This window comes from Ornithinibacillus contaminans (assembly GCF_001038425.2).
Classification (GTDB): Bacteria; Bacillota; Bacilli; order Bacillales; family Amphibacillaceae; genus Ornithinibacillus; species Ornithinibacillus contaminans.
In genome coordinates, this window is record NZ_LDPV02000024.1 from 210,673 (window position 1) to 226,698 (window position 16,026).

The 16,026-nt window shown below is 36.4% G+C and carries 20 protein-coding genes; 5 read left to right on the forward strand and 15 right to left on the reverse strand.

The genetic code is table 11. The annotated features are described in order from the left end of the window. Positions 1-66 precede the first annotated feature (66 nt). Together bshC and JF53_RS06455 are read right to left on the reverse strand one after the other, a co-directional pair. The gene (gene bshC, locus JF53_RS06450; protein ID WP_047981359.1) at positions 67-1,680 is read right to left on the reverse strand and encodes a bacillithiol biosynthesis cysteine-adding enzyme BshC; all 1,614 of its coding nucleotides are present in this window, start codon (positions 1,678-1,680) and stop codon (positions 67-69) included. A gap of 205 nt (positions 1,681-1,885) precedes the next feature. Beyond that, positions 1,886-2,269: a DUF3397 domain-containing protein gene (locus JF53_RS06455; RefSeq protein ID WP_047981360.1), complete on the reverse strand. Its 384-nt coding sequence runs from the start codon at positions 2,267-2,269 to the stop codon at positions 1,886-1,888. Positions 2,270-2,451: 182 nt separating this feature from the next. On the opposite strand from JF53_RS06455, the gene JF53_RS06460 reads away from it, so the two are divergent. Continuing rightward, complete coding sequence (locus JF53_RS06460; protein ID WP_047981361.1) at positions 2,452-2,931, forward strand: N-acetyltransferase; 480 nt, start codon at positions 2,452-2,454, stop codon at positions 2,929-2,931. Positions 2,932-3,049: 118 nt separating this feature from the next. On the opposite strand, the gene JF53_RS06465 is transcribed toward JF53_RS06460, so the two are convergent. The 4 genes from JF53_RS06465 to JF53_RS06480 all read right to left on the reverse strand — a co-directional run bounded on the left by JF53_RS06465 (position 3,050) and on the right by JF53_RS06480 (position 5,215). Next, a complete protein-coding gene (locus tag JF53_RS06465; protein WP_047981362.1) occupies positions 3,050-3,529 on the reverse strand; it encodes an RsfA family transcription regulator in 480 nt (159 codons plus the stop codon). 94 nt (positions 3,530-3,623) lie between these two features. After that, on the reverse strand, positions 3,624-4,388 hold the full coding sequence (locus JF53_RS06470) for an enoyl-CoA hydratase/isomerase family protein (protein ID WP_047981363.1): 765 nt from the start codon (positions 4,386-4,388) through the stop codon (positions 3,624-3,626). A 78-nt stretch (positions 4,389-4,466) separates the two neighbouring features. Next, on the reverse strand, positions 4,467-4,640 hold the full coding sequence (gene rpmF, locus JF53_RS06475) for a 50S ribosomal protein L32 (protein ID WP_047981364.1): 174 nt from the start codon (positions 4,638-4,640) through the stop codon (positions 4,467-4,469). Positions 4,641-4,687: 47 nt separating this feature from the next. Next, positions 4,688-5,215: a YceD family protein gene (locus tag JF53_RS06480; protein WP_047981365.1), complete on the reverse strand. Its 528-nt coding sequence runs from the start codon at positions 5,213-5,215 to the stop codon at positions 4,688-4,690. 192 nt (positions 5,216-5,407) lie between these two features. Between JF53_RS06480 and JF53_RS06485 the strand changes: the two genes are divergently transcribed. After that, positions 5,408-6,625, forward strand: coding sequence for a nucleotidyltransferase (locus JF53_RS06485; RefSeq protein ID WP_047981366.1), 1,218 nt, complete (start codon positions 5,408-5,410; stop codon positions 6,623-6,625). Between the two features lie 128 nt (positions 6,626-6,753). Here the strand turns inward: JF53_RS06485 and JF53_RS06490 are convergent, their stop codons facing one another. Further along, positions 6,754-7,773 carry a SepM family pheromone-processing serine protease gene (locus JF53_RS06490; RefSeq protein WP_047981367.1) on the reverse strand — a complete coding sequence of 340 codons (1,020 nt, stop codon included), beginning with the start codon at positions 7,771-7,773 and terminating at the stop codon, positions 6,754-6,756. A 270-nt stretch (positions 7,774-8,043) separates the two neighbouring features. On the opposite strand from JF53_RS06490, the gene ylbJ reads away from it, so the two are divergent. Beyond that, a complete protein-coding gene (gene ylbJ, locus JF53_RS06495) occupies positions 8,044-9,249 on the forward strand; it encodes a sporulation integral membrane protein YlbJ (RefSeq protein WP_047981368.1) in 1,206 nt (401 codons plus the stop codon). Between the two features lie 103 nt (positions 9,250-9,352). Here the strand turns inward: ylbJ and coaD are convergent, their stop codons facing one another. The 7 genes from coaD to JF53_RS06530 all read right to left on the reverse strand — a co-directional run bounded on the left by coaD (position 9,353) and on the right by JF53_RS06530 (position 13,401). Next, complete coding sequence (gene coaD / locus JF53_RS06500; RefSeq protein ID WP_047981369.1) at positions 9,353-9,832, reverse strand: pantetheine-phosphate adenylyltransferase; 480 nt, start codon at positions 9,830-9,832, stop codon at positions 9,353-9,355. A 34-nt stretch (positions 9,833-9,866) separates the two neighbouring features. Continuing rightward, positions 9,867-10,424: a 16S rRNA (guanine(966)-N(2))-methyltransferase RsmD gene (rsmD, locus tag JF53_RS06505; RefSeq protein ID WP_047981370.1), complete on the reverse strand. Its 558-nt coding sequence runs from the start codon at positions 10,422-10,424 to the stop codon at positions 9,867-9,869. Between the two features lie 332 nt (positions 10,425-10,756). Then, complete coding sequence (locus JF53_RS06510; RefSeq protein WP_047981371.1) at positions 10,757-11,032, reverse strand: YlbG family protein; 276 nt, start codon at positions 11,030-11,032, stop codon at positions 10,757-10,759. A 70-nt stretch (positions 11,033-11,102) separates the two neighbouring features. Further along, complete coding sequence (locus JF53_RS06515) at positions 11,103-11,543, reverse strand: YlbF family regulator (protein ID WP_047981372.1); 441 nt, start codon at positions 11,541-11,543, stop codon at positions 11,103-11,105. 54 nt (positions 11,544-11,597) lie between these two features. Beyond that, entirely contained in the window at positions 11,598-11,831 is a 234-nt protein-coding gene (locus tag JF53_RS06520) for a YlbE-like family protein (RefSeq protein ID WP_047981373.1), read from the reverse strand. A gap of 8 nt (positions 11,832-11,839) precedes the next feature. After that, entirely contained in the window at positions 11,840-12,220 is a 381-nt protein-coding gene (gene ylbD / locus JF53_RS06525; protein ID WP_047981374.1) for a YlbD family protein, read from the reverse strand. A gap of 110 nt (positions 12,221-12,330) precedes the next feature. Beyond that, positions 12,331-13,401, reverse strand: coding sequence for a CAP domain-containing protein (locus tag JF53_RS06530; RefSeq protein ID WP_047981375.1), 1,071 nt, complete (start codon positions 13,399-13,401; stop codon positions 12,331-12,333). 263 nt (positions 13,402-13,664) lie between these two features. Between JF53_RS06530 and JF53_RS06535 the strand changes: the two genes are divergently transcribed. Then, positions 13,665-14,030 carry a YugN family protein gene (locus JF53_RS06535; RefSeq protein ID WP_047981376.1) on the forward strand — a complete coding sequence of 122 codons (366 nt, stop codon included), beginning with the start codon at positions 13,665-13,667 and terminating at the stop codon, positions 14,028-14,030. Positions 14,031-14,372: 342 nt separating this feature from the next. Continuing rightward, positions 14,373-15,416 (forward strand): sporulation integral membrane protein YtvI, encoded by a 1,044-nt coding sequence (gene ytvI / locus JF53_RS06540; RefSeq protein WP_047981377.1) that lies wholly within the window; start codon positions 14,373-14,375, stop codon positions 15,414-15,416. Positions 15,417-15,541: 125 nt separating this feature from the next. On the opposite strand, the gene JF53_RS06545 is transcribed toward ytvI, so the two are convergent. After that, positions 15,542-15,997, reverse strand: coding sequence for a DUF420 domain-containing protein (locus JF53_RS06545; RefSeq protein ID WP_047981378.1), 456 nt, complete (start codon positions 15,995-15,997; stop codon positions 15,542-15,544). Positions 15,998-16,026: the final 29 nt, after the last annotated feature.

Genomic DNA, 16,026 nt, shown 5'->3' on the forward strand with positions numbered 1-16,026 from the left:
TGATTTTATAAGGGTTTTATCCTTTTAAATTTACTATTTCTAAAAAAGTGGTAAGAAGTGGTGGATTTAGAAATAAACAATGTAATGGTCCTGTTCAACTGAACAATATTCGGTTGTCATTTTCACAAAACACTCCAAACCATGTCTATTTATGAATGGCAGTGGATTCCATATCCGCTCCTGCAGACCTTCCGGATGTAATGACGCTTCTAACAGATTAAAATCAGTCAATTCTTTCTCATATCGTTCTTCTAGAGCTTTCATTATCCGTTTTTCTAAAAATGCTACATCACGTAGTAAATATTCCAAGTTCTTATCAGCCAAATCACCGATGTCAGCACGTATTCCCTTTGCAATCATTCTTAATGGTTCATGGGCTTTTTCGATTAATTGTTTTATCTCCGAAGCTGTTTCTTCCACAGATGGATTAATCTTTTCTTTAAACCATTGATCTCGTACGGCTTGAACTCCATTATTGATAGCTTCCTGTATTGAAATATCATATAAATTAAGTGTCTTCTCTAGCTGTGGTTCAACATACGTAAAGGATAATCTAGGGACTACTGGTGGCATTTTTATACCTAACGCATGAAATGCTGGTTTTAGGACCGACCAATAACTAATCTCCCCTGGACCACCGATAAATGCTAGTGTCGGAAAAACCAAATCCTGCATCAATGGTCGTGTAACAACATTATTACTTAATTTTTCTGGAGTTTGCATTGCTATATCAAGTAATTCTTGTTCCGTTAAAATTACCTCATTCTGTTTGCCAACCCAATGCCCTTGTGCATTTTTACTAAGTAAAATCCTTTCGAAATCCTTATGATAAAACAGATTTCCATCTTGCTTTGTAACATCTAACGGAATGTTGTATCCAGCCTGAGCTAATGTTTCATATGCATTAGCAACTCCAGTACTGATTTCACGCTGCTTTTGTATCATTTCAATAAAATAATCACGCTCTAATTTACGAATCTGTTCTGCGCCAGAATCCATTAACACTAACCCAGTATCAGGAAATAGTTGATATATTAATTGTGCAAAAAAATCAACATAGGTTATTGATTGTTCCAAGCACTGTTGGATAATTTGATGTAAATCAGTCGTATATGCAGTCTCCGGGAGCTGACTTATAATTCTATCCACCCATTCAGATACGGTTGCCTTATCCAATTCAATACTCGAAACAGACCGTTTATCTAATACACGTTGCTGCACCTTGAATTTCTTCATCGTTGTCTGATTCAGCATGTATGTATGATTAATTTCTTCAAAATCATGGTCTTCTCCTGCCACCCAAAAAACGGGAATGACCGGCACACCAAGTAGTTCTTCCTGTTGTTTTGCCAATTGAACAATGGATATTACTTTATTGATTGAATAAAGTGGTCCCGTTAACAAGCCTGCCTGTTGACCACCTATTACAACTACACTATTTTCAGACTTCAACCTTTCAATATTTTCAAACGTTGCACTAGGCGCATTCCAGCCTTTATTTAACGTTATCAGTACTTCCACTAATTGTTGTCGTTTATAGGTTCTTGCCGTAAGTTCAGCAAGCCTGTCTTGATAATCCGTTATACCATAGTCAAAATTCTGCATGATTGCCGGTTGTTGATCGCGATAATCACGGATTAGTGTATTCTTATTCTTAATATGTAATGGTTCTATCCGCATGCATTAAGTACTCCTTTAGAGCTTATGATTATCAAGCTCTTCCATTCTTATTATTAGAAAAACTCGTATTCCGTCGTCCGTTATCGATTATTTACGTTTTTCTACTCCCGGCGGAAATATTGCTATACTTTCCTATCGGCTAAAAAACATTCCACAAGTATTGTACAAGAAAGTAATCATTTTTTCATGTTATCTGTTTCTAGTCCTACACTAGAAACAATTGACGGATTATTCCATACAGAACAAGAACGACATATCCTAAGAAAAAGAGCAGGAAACATAGCCTCCACAATAATTTGAATGCCCTGCGATAATCAACTTCCGTATTTCTCTTCCAATGCATGAAAATTAGAATGGTTAATAGCAAAAGGATAAGTAGAAGGATATAACCAAAAAACCCGTCACCAAATAAATAAGATAATAATGTAGTTACCGCAAAAACATAGAAAATCGTCGTCCAATTAATTGCTTTATGGAAAGCCAAAAGTGGGTTTCGCGTCACATATTTCCACGCATAATACACGACGACCGTTGCAAATATTGGTATCGTAATTAAAAAGGCCATAATAAACAAAAAAAGATCTATCATCCGTATTCTTCCCCTAACTAATGTCTTCCATTTCATTGTAACAAACTATGATTCTTTTGTACTACCTATATTCAGCAAGCCGACCCGAACGTCATGTTGGTTTCATTATGCTACATTTTGTATTATAATAATATAAAATACTAAAATGAATTATTTTTCTGACAACAAAGGGGATGGGTTAGATGAATGATGAAAAGGTTGAAAGACTCTTACTAAATTATAAAACACTAGAGGAATTCAAACGCTTTAAAGAATATGGAAATCAAGAATTATCCATGCTTGAGGATTTACAATCAAATATCGTGGAAAATGATAGCGAGTCACCATTTTATGGCATTTACTATGGTGGAACATTAATAGCTCGGATGAGCCTCTATAAAGTGGATAAAAAATACGATAAATATTTCGAACCAACACATGATTATTTAGAGCTTTGGAAGCTGGAAGTTCTACCTCATTATCGAGGAAAGGGCTACGGAAAAAAATTAGTTGATTTCGCCAAAGATAAGCGACTACCAATCAAAACGAATCCAAGAGTTAATTCTCATGGATTTTGGGAGAAAATGGGGTTTCAAAAGGCTAAATATGAAATGGAAAGAGATTTTGGGCAAAACCCTTTACTTTGGCTTCCAGAGGGAATAAATGAACGCGTTAGCAATTAAAATGTAAGCTGTTACATCTTGATACTATTCGATAGATAAAAGACATGATTGGATTCCTTTCATGTCTTTTATCATGACTTCTTATCTATAATTGCGGTTTCTGGATGTTCTTTGGAAATTACTTCTTATCCTTAATCCATTTCCAGAGATTCCCCATCTCTTCCCAAGCATTTTCATAGCGTTTTAATTGCGATTTTAATTTTTCATTTTCTTCCTCTAATGTTTTTAATAGTTTTTCCTGCTCTTTTTTTGCCAAATCCTGATGCACAGTAAAACTTGTTTTCATTTTTTCCAGCAGCATGATTGCTGACTCTATCGTATCTTTCTCTTGTTCATTACCAGCTTCCTCTGTATTCCAGATAGGTTTGCGTCCGCCAAGTTTCCGCTCCTCTTTAGCCCGTTGTATCTCCTCTTGATAGTTTTTGCGAATAGTAGCGTTCCATCTAAACCCACACGCAGCAGAGGTTCTGGATAATTGCTGTGCGACATCACGAAAAGCCTCAAGCTGTGTCTTCCCCACTTGAATATACTGAAGCACAGTTTCAGCTAGTAGCTTATCCTCGTCTTCTGTCCAGGCGTCCTGCCTTGTTGCATTCATAACATCACTCCTTATCTATTTGCTATCAATGTATGCAGAAAATAGGAGTGATAGAATAACTCTTTACGATAATTTTATATTTTTGTCTGTCAAACTAGTGTCGACTAAGAAATGCTGCCACTGCGTTTTTATGTGCATCAGAATCCCAAAGTGATGCACATCGTTCTACTTCATTCATCATAAAGTCATGTAAACCTATTACACCTATCGCTTCCAAATATTGCTCTTTTAATAGTTCTAATTGCTTAACAGATTTTGACCAATAGGGCTCTATTAGTTTGTCTATCGATTCCCATTCTTGCTCACGCACAACCCTATGAATCCAACCTTTCGTTTCTAATTCTTGCGCATCATATAGGTTACCTTCCATTATCCATTGATAGGAAAAGCTAGGGTGCACTTTTTTAGTTAACAAGACACCTCCACCCCATCCAGGGATTATACCCAGATTGGTTTGTACAAACCCAAACCGCGTCTTCTCCTTAGCAATTCGTATATCACAGGCTGTCGCCAATTCACATCCTCCACCTAGAGCATCCCCATTTAGTAATGCAATTGTCGGCATAGGAAACACTGCGATCTCATATAGCACCTGCATCATCTTTTTTAGATTTACTTCTGCATCGTGTATCGTGAGTTCCCCATGTAGTTCCTTCAAATCACCGCCCGCACAAAACATCCGCTCCCCAGCACCTGTTACAACTAAACATTTTAAGTTGTCATCCTTCGCTTGTTGCAGGCATAGCCGAAAAGATTCTGCCATCTGCAGGGAGATAGCATTTCGCTTGTTAGAGCGATTTAGTGTGATGAGACCATATCCCTTCGTTGGATGCTTCTGATAGGTAACAAAATCCGCCATGTTCTTCCCCCCCTATTTATAAATATGTAAAAAAAACAGACCACAACTGTGATCTGTTTTTATGATTTTTCGATAGAATTAGTTGTTTACAACTTCTTTTCCATCATAATGCCCACAAGATTTACATACATAGTGTGGCTTAGTTAATTCTCCACAATTTGAACATTCTACCATGCCAGGCACGTGTAATTTTTTATGAGTACGACGTTGTCTTTTTACTTTTTTAGAAGTTCTCTGTTTAGGTACTGCCATGACTTACACCTCCTTCAAATACGAAAGCAAAACATGAATATCTATTCTCATTTTTCTTTCTCGTTATCTTTAAACAATGTCTCCAGCTTTTTAAAACGTGGATCAATTTTTACTTCTTCAGGCTTCTCTGAAAGTACTTCCCATCCATTACCCTGCTGTAGCGTTTCCTTATCCGGATCTACATCTGGGGCATAAACACGAAATGGAGCCTCCAATAGAATATTTTCCTTTATATACGGCATTAAGTCAAGCACTTCTCCGTCAATTGGATGAATTTCTGAATCTTCTTCCACTGCGTAATATGGTGAGCTAGAAAAAATCTCTTCAGCATGTATCGTAAATGGATACACAACATCAACAAGTGTACGAGCACAAGGTAATATCATTTCACCAGTTATGGTAAACTTAAAGAAGAATTGGTCCCCCTGCATCGTACAACTACCTTGCACGTGAACTGGATCAATTTTTCGAATATCATTGTTCATCGTTTCTAATTCAGAAACATCCACTTCCTTTGAGAAGGTGAACGCTTTGTTAAACGCTTCTTTCTTTAATTGTGCTAATGTAAATTTCATTATTTCACCTCAAGGCAACAAGAGTAATTTTAAAAGGAAAATGCACTTTTGTCAATATATTTTCTTTACAGGATAAAAAAATAGTTGCCAGTTACTTTATTAGTAGCTTTTACGTACCATATTTTCTATAATCAACCATAAATAGGAAAGTACATATACAAGCTTCACACTAGCAAGAATTGGAGTGATTTTATGAATGCATGTGGACTAATCGTTGAATATAATCCCTTCCATAATGGACATGCCTATCATATTGAGAAAGCAAAAGCAGCTACGAACGCAACTTGTATGATAGCAGTTATGAGTGGTTCCTTTTTACAACGAGGCGAACCAGCCATTATGGATAAATATCACCGAGCAAAGGCAGCTCTGTTACATGGTATTAACATTGTAGTTGAATTACCATACCCATATGCTGTCCAAAGCAGTAGCCTATTTGCAAAAGGTGCTATTATGACCCTTTATGAACTAGGTGTAACTAGCATTTGCTTTGGGAGTGAATCTGGAAATACAGCTGCATTTATTGATGCTTATCACCAATTCCAAGCAAACGAAAAAACTTATACAACCAAGCTAAAGGAAGCACTAATGGATGGTCATTCTTATCCAGATGCCGGCAAAATTGCCTATGATGCAATTGGATTAACAGCAACCGATATGGACTTATCTCAACCTAATAATATTCTAGGTTTTAGCTATGTACGTACGATTCTCGACAATCAACTACCAATTCAGCCTTTAACAATTAAACGAACCAATAATAATTACCATGATACTGAAATCACAGGATCCATTGCTAGTGCTACCAGTATACGAAATCAGTTATTTCATTACAACCATGACGTATCAGAATTAATCCATACCATGCCAAGCGCAACCGTATCCGCCTTACAAAAATATAAAGAAGCAGCAAACACCTGGCACCAATGGGAAGATTACTTTCCGCTTCTTCATTATCGAGTTTCTACCATGACAACAGAAGAATTACTCCATATTCATGGTGTGGAAGAAGGAATTGAACATCGGATTAAAAAAACGGCTAAAGAGGCAACCTCTTTCCATGATTGGGTAGAGCGGATAAAAACAAAGCGTTATACTTGGACGAGAATACAACGGATTTTTGTCCACATTCTAACAAATACAAAAAAAGCAGAAATAACATCCCTTTCCACCGCAAATTCCGTCCCATATGTTCGGCTATTAGGAATTAGCAAGAGGGGACAAGAATACTTGAACGTTCAAAAAAAACAAATGAACGTACCAATCTATAGTAAACTTACACGTGATGTTCACCCAATGCTCCAATTGGAAGAACGTGCCACTGACACGTATTATAGTATTTTACCGTTTAAAAACAGATATACGTTACAAAGACAGGAAATAAAAGGCCCTATTCGGATTTCCAACTAAAAACAAGGCTGAAACTGAGTATAGTTGACAAGAAAAGTCAACCTTTGATGTACAATACTGCTTCAGGAATTAGTACATCATTCGGCTTGTATCTTCTCGTTTTACTCATGTTCCAGCCTTTTAGTTAATTAATCAAGTTCTTCTTCTAAATACCGTAGGGCATCATCAAATGTATCAACAGGCACGATAACCATCTCCGTTCCTATCTCTTTTGCCTTTTTCATTGCCTCTTGATAATTAGAGTTTTTCCTACCATCTTCATTTGGCGCAAAGAATACCTCTATTCCCTCACGATCAGCTGCTACGATTTTTTTATCAATACCACCAATGCGGTGAACCTTTCCATCATAATCGATTTCTCCAGTACCTGCGATTTGATGACCTTTTGTTAAATCCCCATCGGTTAATTGATCATAGATTTCTAATGAAAACATTAACCCTGCACTAGGACCACCAATACTTCCACTAGTAAATGTAATCTCAGGACTTACTTCTACCTCTCGATCGGTGACAAGCTGAATTCCAATACCGATATTATTCTCTGCTTCTGCAAATGTTTCGAGTGTTATCGATTTCTCTAACTCTTCATCATCACGTACTATTGTTAGATTAACGGTATCGCCTGCTTTTTTGGAATTAATATAGGTAATTAAATCGTCCGATTCATGAATCTCTGTACTATCAATACCGATAATTCGATCCCCCATCGCAAGAATTCCCTCTGCCGGCATACCCTCCACAACACTCACAACATAAACACCGTTATAATCAATCGTAATATCTTTATCAGCGGCAGTATAGGCTACCACAGTTGATGCTTCTTGTGACGTTTCCATCATTTGAAGCTGCGCTTGAAAATATTCATCATCAGATATCCCTTCTGGAAAAACCTGGCTAATTGGCACTATATCATGATGAGGCAATATTTTTGCAAGTACATATTGGATTGGTGTTGCCTGTCCTCCTCGAACAGTGACGAGATGGAAGTCACCTTCTCCTTTATCACCATGATCAACCTGTACGATAGGGTTTAACGCATCTGCCCCACCTGGCTTTTGAATATAAAAGGGAAGTTCATATGTAGAAAGAAAAAAAGCAATGACAATAGCTATTACGAGAGACAATACCTGTCCCTTAGAAAATTTCATTCGTTTGGCCCCCTCCAAGCTACTTAACCTCACCTAATTTACACCAATTTTTCTAACCAATTCAATTTTACTTAAAAAGTGTATGGCATAATCAAGCATTGTATGTGCGTATATTGATATAGATACTAACTTGTCTTACTTTTTAAGGATGGTATGTACATAGGCGTCAATCATAAACTAAGTTCATTTTACTACTATCAAAAAAATAAGTACAGTTATGATTCCCTCAGGATAAATGATTAGAAAAGCTCAAGACTAGGAGGCAATCAATTGAAGCAAGTAGTTAAAACATGTCTATTAGCCGGAATAGCGGTTTTCTTTGCAATTACGTTAATCAAGTTCCCCAACGATGCACTTGAAGCAAGCATCCGCGGACTTGATATGTGGTGGGAAATTGTATTTCCGTCCCTACTTCCTTTTTTTATTATCGCTGAATTATTACTTAGTTTTGGCGTTGTAAAATTTTTAGGGGTACTTTTCGAACCGATTATGCGACCATTATTTAATGTACCTGGCGTTGGAAGCTTTGCATGGATAATGGGGATGTCCAGTGGTTACCCAACTGGTGCAAAAATCTCTGTGAGATTAAGAGAGGAAAATCAACTGACAAGAGTTGAAGCAGAACGACTCGTTGCTTTCACGAATTCCTCTAGCCCACTTTTTATATTTGGGGCTATTTCAGTTGGCTTTTTCCACGATGCAAAGCTAGGACTCTTACTTGCAGTTTGTCATTATTTAGGAAATGCACTCACTGGAATTATCATGCGTTTTTATGGCCGTGCAGAGGACAAATCGAGTAAAAAAGAACAACGTATTCCTTCCATCAAAAAAGCCTTCCAAGAAATGCATGATACTAGATTACTTGATGTACGACCATTTGGTGAAATAATGGGAGATGCTGTCCTTAACTCTATGAAAACATTAGTAATGGTTGGTGGATTCATAATCTTATTTTCTGTTGTTAACAAAATGCTTTTTTTAATTGGGTTTACGCCTATTGTTGCTTTCTTGTTTCATGGTGTTTTTCAATTATTAGCTTTACCAGTAGAGCTTACGTTACCATTTATTTCAGGATTATTCGAAATTACCCTTGGTGCCAACTTAATCTCAAAAGAGTCTATCGATCCTTTTCTATCTAGTATGATCATCATCAGCTTCATTTTAGGCTTCAATGGCTTTTCCATTCAAGCACAGGTAGCGAGCATAATCGCAAAAACAGATATTCGTTTCTACCCATATTTTTTTGCAAGATTACTACATGGCATAATCGCTAGTGTTCTCACCATCCTCTTGTATCGACCACTTTATCTTGATCGTCAGGTTTTTGAGGTGGAGGACATACCTGTATTCAACCTATTAACTGAAAATGATTGGTTATATACCCTACAGCTTTTGGAAAGATTAGGACCAGTTATCACAATCGGGAGTATCGGCGTGGCATTTCTTTTACTGTACAAAAAACGTAATGCTTCTTAGAAAACGATTTATTTCCTGGTCTTTTAACGATTGCCTTGCATACTATTGGAATGCAAAAAAAAGAAGTCGGATGCACATAATGTGTTCGACTTCTCTCTTTGGTTTAGTTATATTTTTTCTTTAGCTCTTCTGCAACAATACTCGGAACTAAATCCGTCACATCTGCTTTATATTTTGCAACCTCTTTCACAATGCTTGAGCTTAAAAATGAATATTGATTATTCGTCATCATAAACAGTGTTTCGATTTTATTATCTAATTTACGATTCATTGCAGTAATTTGCATTTCATATTCAAAATCACTAACAGCTCTAAGACCCCTTAAAATTACTTGTGCATTCTTTTTAATTGCATATTCAATTAACAAGCCAGCACTCGAATCAACGGTCACATTGGGTATATGCTTTGTTGATTCTTTAATAAGCTCCAATCGTTCCTCAACTGAGAATAATGGTGACTTAGATTGATTGTTAAAAACAGCCACAATTACTTCATCAAATATTCTTGCGCCTCTTTCAATGATATCTAAATGCCCATATGTAATAGGATCAAAGCTCCCAGGACAAATGGCTAGCTTGGACATTCCAGCACCCCTTTTTATGTTTTAGCAAAATTTTTTATGCTTCTGTATGGTAGATGGTCACACCAATCGTTCCACCGTAGTCTACTTGCTTTCGAATGGTAAATCCGGCAGCAGATTGTGGTAATTGTTCACTTGCATCATGTTCACAATATACTAATCCACTTGGTTGTAATAGATTTTGTTCCTCTATTGCTTGTAGTAAATCGACATAATCAATCTTTCCATAAGGAGGATCTAAAAAAATCACATCAAATTTCAAGTCTCGTTTACCAGCTGCATTTAATGCTCGAAAAGCCTCCGCACGAAACACTTCCACTTGGTCATCTAATTTCAAGGTCTTAATATTTTCTCGAATGGTTTGAATAGCTTTTGGGTTGTTATCTACAAAAACACAATTAGCCATTCCTCGACTTAATGCTTCAATTCCTAGTGAGCCGCTACCTGCAAATAAATCTAAGCACGATCCACCATGAAAAAAAGGTCCAATCATTTGGAAGACAGCCTCTTTTACTTTATCGGTTGTTGGCCTAGTTGAATTACCAGGAACTGCTTTTAATTGTCTTCCTTTATGTTCTCCTGCTATGACACGCATAGTACCACCTCTTTTGTGCATTGCTCGTTACCATCCTACCACAAAGGAAATCGTTCGAAAACAATTAATGACTTTTATGAAAAAACGAATTCGGACGTATATTAATTTCTTCCTTGTACATAATAGCATAATGGAACAGCTAATGCGTAGCTTGGTTGTTTCAAAACACGGAGAAGACTTACACTTCCCCATAAGTTCTCCTCCGGTTTCTCCTCTCCCTTTGCCTTTTTGTTTTCTAGCAAGAAAACAAAGGGACCTGCAGAATTATTTCTGCAGGTTTTTTTATTTATAGTAAAAAATAAAAACCTTTGCGGCGCTTATTCCGCAAAGGTCTATATTCCCATTTTATAATCGTATTGTTTTGCTTTATCTGGTTTAGCATTTTCATATTCTGTCCGTATGAAAGGTTTATAAGAACGATCCACCTTCGAAACAAATGGGTATTTCAGAAGTTTCGCTTCAATTTCTTCCACATTATCTTGATCAACATACATGACGGCATATTTTAGCTTTCTCGATGTATATAATAAATGTCCAAATCGTTTTAGCTGTTTTATGTTTTTGGAATGCTGAAACCAGACCATGATGCCCTGTCGTTTCGTTCTCATGAAAGTTCCTCACAATTCACTTATTTTGCAAATAGTTTAACAGAATAGACGATTAAGTTCAAATGGTAGATTAGGAAACCTTACAACCGCATCCGCCACCACTTCCGCAGCCACAGCCGCTATCGGTTAATGCGCCACCATCTTTAGGAACCTTTATCTTATCACTAACACTAAAAGCAATATATTGACTGATTTCATCCAATAGCGATTGAAATTGTCTTTCAGCAATTTTATATGCTGCTACTTTATCGTTTAAGTCCATTTCACGCTTTCTAGAACGGACTAGCTTCATTATTTCAGAGTAATCTGGATGATATCTACCAAATCGCTGTATATCTTCATATTGATCCTTCACAGCATTAAAATCCTTAATGAGCTGTTGTGCTACAGGATCATTGGCCAATGCTGTCTTCGCATCGTGGAATAATTCATATATCTCTGAATCTAATATCATTTTTCCTAGTATTTCGGACCGGTCCAATATGTCTACATATTCTAGGGTAGCAATCATATAACCTCACCTCCACCACCATTTTATCATTTATGTGCTGAAAATGAAAAACAATTAATCTTTCATCATTTCTGCAAATTGCAAGAGTACTCCAACCATTTGGATGTTTTGGTTCATTTTATCCATTTTTTGTGTAAAGGTTTTGCCATAAAATCGCTTTGCTTCCTTTTCCATCTCCACAACGCGTGAAGGATCCCGAGTTAAATATCGATACCAATAAGGATTTTGCCGAATGAAATTCATTAGTTCCGGACGAGCTTGTAAATAGTGATATAATTCTTGATTCATCGCTATCACTAATCCCTTGACCAGTTAAAAGGCTGATTACGTGAGCTTGTGCCTTTTCTAGTACCTTGGTATTGATCAATCAATTCTTGAATCGTCGTTATCGCTCCACTCAATTGATGAACTTGCTTTTGCACTTTATCAATGTCAACATTTTCCGTATATTTCATGAGTTGCTTTAGCATGTCTGCCTTATTTTCTGATTTCTGCTCAGTTTCAGATTCTCCACGGTACTTTTCCCAGTACGAATCTTCCTCACCAAGTAATGCCCACTTCTCATAATATTCCTGCCATGACCTTCCGTTTTTCCTAATTTCACTTCGTAGCTTAGGATGGTTATTTATAAACGTTCTGAATGATTGTACAGACGGATGCAATTTATTTTCACTCACCGGTTTCACCCCAACTATATCCCAATTTTACGCTAGAATAATGTATGCAATTTCTGGTGAACTTGTGAATTAGAAATCTAGTATACAATGGCACACCTTGTATTCAGCTTTTAAAAAGGTTTTGTTAAAAAGTTTTGTGTATAGTAAAGGCGATATACACCAACACCTAAATGGGTATAATCATCATGTAATAATGCCTCACGGTGACCCTCACTATTCAACCAGCCTTCAACTGCTGCCGGAGCATCGACATATTGAGCAGCAATATTTTCTCCAGCCGCAAAATACGAAACGTTCTTTTCCTCTAAGCGTTCCTTCAACCCATATCCGTTTAAACTATAATGTGAAAAGTAATTATTCTCCGCCATATCCTTACTATGCAGAAATGCCACTTCACTGACCGAATCCTCCCATGTCAATGTATCCTTCTGAAAACTGGAGCGTATGACATTGGTAATATCAAAGATTTGCTGCTCCATCCCAGATTCAACTTGCTCCCATTCCTCATTTGATAAATCTGGAGCTTCAGGCAAATTCCCGCGATAGCTTAACCCAAAAGGACGTTGTCTAAGTAAAATATCCGCAGTCATAATTCGCACCGAGGATAATTGATCCGTAAATGTATCAAAATAGGTTTGAATAAATATCTCATCTGTAATTTTGGCTAATGGACGCATAGCCATATCTTCTTCTTCCAATTGAAATATGTAGGATGATATTCCTTCACTATACGTTACCTCGTTTTCAAATTGTAATTCTTCTCTTACCTTGTCTGATGATTCGCCAATTTGCAACGGCTCAATCTTACTGTCCTCACCAGTCGCATAGATAGTTTGAATTAAGCCATCTAAGACGCCAAATTGAATATACTGTGTCGTTCCATTTGTATAAACCCACCAGGTATACCCATAGCTGCTTAAATCCTTACGTTTCGGTTCCCCTAATTCCTCAAGCAGCACCTCTGAATCCTCACCTATCCATTGAAATAGATCGCCCGAAAATCGCTCTGCAACCATAATATTCTCTGGTACAGGTTTTTCTATCAGTTCATTTTTCTTTTCCGTTAAAAATTGACCAATTTTATCTATTGCATCATCAGGCTTTAGTTGATCGTTTTCTATTATATAAAATGTACAAGCAGCGACTACAATAAATACGATAATTCCTCGAATAAACCGCATCCTGACCAAGCTCCCTCTATTATTCTTATAGTAATCTATATGTTTCATGCTAGAATAACATGCTTAAATTCCCTATAATCTACTTGACTATAACAAGTTATCCCATTTTTTCACAATAAATATACTAGAAAATACTAGTATATTGAAAGAAATTCTAAGTAATTCCTACTTGTAACTAACCGAAATTTTCCGATTTCCATTGCAACTTCTCTCAATTAATACTATTATTAACTTAGTGAGCAAAAATTTGTGAGGTGTATAAAATGAAATTAGAAAACTTAGGTATTGAAGATACAGTAATGGATTTAAAACCGTTAGATCACATTATGGGAAAACATGCGTTCATCCGTGCTGGTCAATGGGATTATGAGCGTGTAACATATGATTACAAAATTGGCTCAAACGAAACAAATATTACATACTACATTCGCATCCAAGGCTATGCACTGGAAGGTGATGTAGATAGTGGAAACGCTGTTATTAAATTACTTACTCCATTACTAGGAAAACATTACTATCCTCATGGTGTTGAGTATGGTGAAGAAGAAAACTTCTCAGAAAATCTTATTGAACGAGCTTCCAAATTAGTAGCAGCAGTTAGCGAAGAGCTAAAGCAACTTAAGGGATAAGGACAATCCTTCCCTATGTCTAACAGGAACAGCTAGTCGACATTGCTATTTATTAGTTCAATGAAATAATAGAGGCCGGAACAAAAGTAAAATAAGCAAATGTAAAAACGATCCGTAGACGCTTCCCAATACAGGAAATATGCGGATGCATCGGATTTTAGTTTGCTGATTAACTTTTGCCTGTGCCTCTATTTTTTTGGAGTGTTATGGAGCTAAATAAATCATTCTTGTTCATACCCTATAACCCGTAATTTAAACTATCCAAATACACAATAACATGCTATATTTTGTATAAGCAAACAGAGAAAATCCCTCGTTATTTGGGAAAGGAGACACCCTATTTTGTTTCGAAAAATTTTACTATTTCTACTAATCATTGCCCTTTTATTTGTAGGATATTACGTTCTATCGATTTCAGTCCCATTTATTATTGCGCTTGTCACAGCATTGGCACTGAATCCACTCGTTCGTTTTATACAAATCAGGGTTAAATTTAGCCGTAAAAATGCGGTCATCACTGTATTTTTATTATTTTTAATCATAATGGGAGTGGCCGGTACATTTGTTGTCACCAAGGCTGTTGGCCAAGCTATTAACTTTGTTGAGGATGTCCCTACCTATGTTCAAAAGGTAAATATAATATATGGCGAATGGGAAGAACGATTTAGCCAATATGGTAAAAATCTTCCAGATGAATTTGTCCAATCAGTTACTGATAGTTTTGATAACTATATTAATAGTGTAAGTACTACTTTGAAAGAGAAATTAACAATTAATAGAATAGCTGCCATTGTTGCCGAGGTTCCGCAATATCTTGTTAGTTTATTAGTTTATTTGATTGCTTTATTCTTATTTATGCTGGAATTACCTTTACTAAAAGAGAAAACATTCAACTTATTTAAGAAGGAAACGGCAGAAAAGGTTTCCTTTATGAACGGTCGAATTAAAAATGTAATTTTTGGCTTCTTCAAAGCACAATTTCTAGTTAGCTTATTAATCTTTGCCGTTTCGTTAATTGGTTTATTTATCATTGCACCAGAGGTTGCATTGATCATGTCCCTTATCATTTGGATTATTGATCTTATTCCAATTATCGGTTCCATCGTCATTTTAGGACCATGGGCAGCGATTATGTTTATGGCTGGAAATACACAAATGGGTGTTGAGCTATCCATCTTAGCGATAATATTATTAGCCATTAGAAGAACGGTTGAACCTAAGGTCATGGGGAAACATATGGGGTTATCTCCACTTGCAACACTAATATCGATGTTTCTTGGTCTGAAAGTATTTGGTCTACTAGGATTTATCATTGGACCACTACTTCTAATTATTTACATCTCCGCCAGAGAAGCAGATATTATCAAATTAAATTTTAAACTATAAGAAAGAGCCAGGGACATAAGTAAAATGACAAGATAAATTACGAACAGTGCACTAATTCCCAAGGCGGGTATGACGTGCAAATTCGGATTTTATCTTGTCAAAAGTACTTCTGTCTCAGGCTCTATTTAGTTACCTAGGATTGCCTTTATTAAACTCGTTGTCTCACCGCCGTGATAAATCACATAAAGCAATAGATAAACAATAATTCCTGTAATCGCGGTAAAGAACCAAATAATTGCTGTAATCGGTCCTAATTTTCTATGTTTACTAATTTTACGTTTAAAGGCTAAGTAGAGTGTTACGATTCCAAATACTGCTCCTGAAGTAGCTAGGATAATATGGAATATTAGAAACAAAGTATAATAGAGTTCGATACTCTCTGGACCACCAAAAGCCGTGTTTCCTATGAAAATAGTTCTCGACATATAAATAATAAAGAATAATAACGCACTTATAGCAGCCGCTATCATCGTTTTTTTATGTGCCTTCTTTTTATCAAGAATAATTAATCTCCATCCTATTGCAATTAACAATGCACTTAGGAAAATAAAAAACGTACTAATTGTTGGTAATAGTTGCATATGTAAGTATTCCTCTCCTGTTTATATGA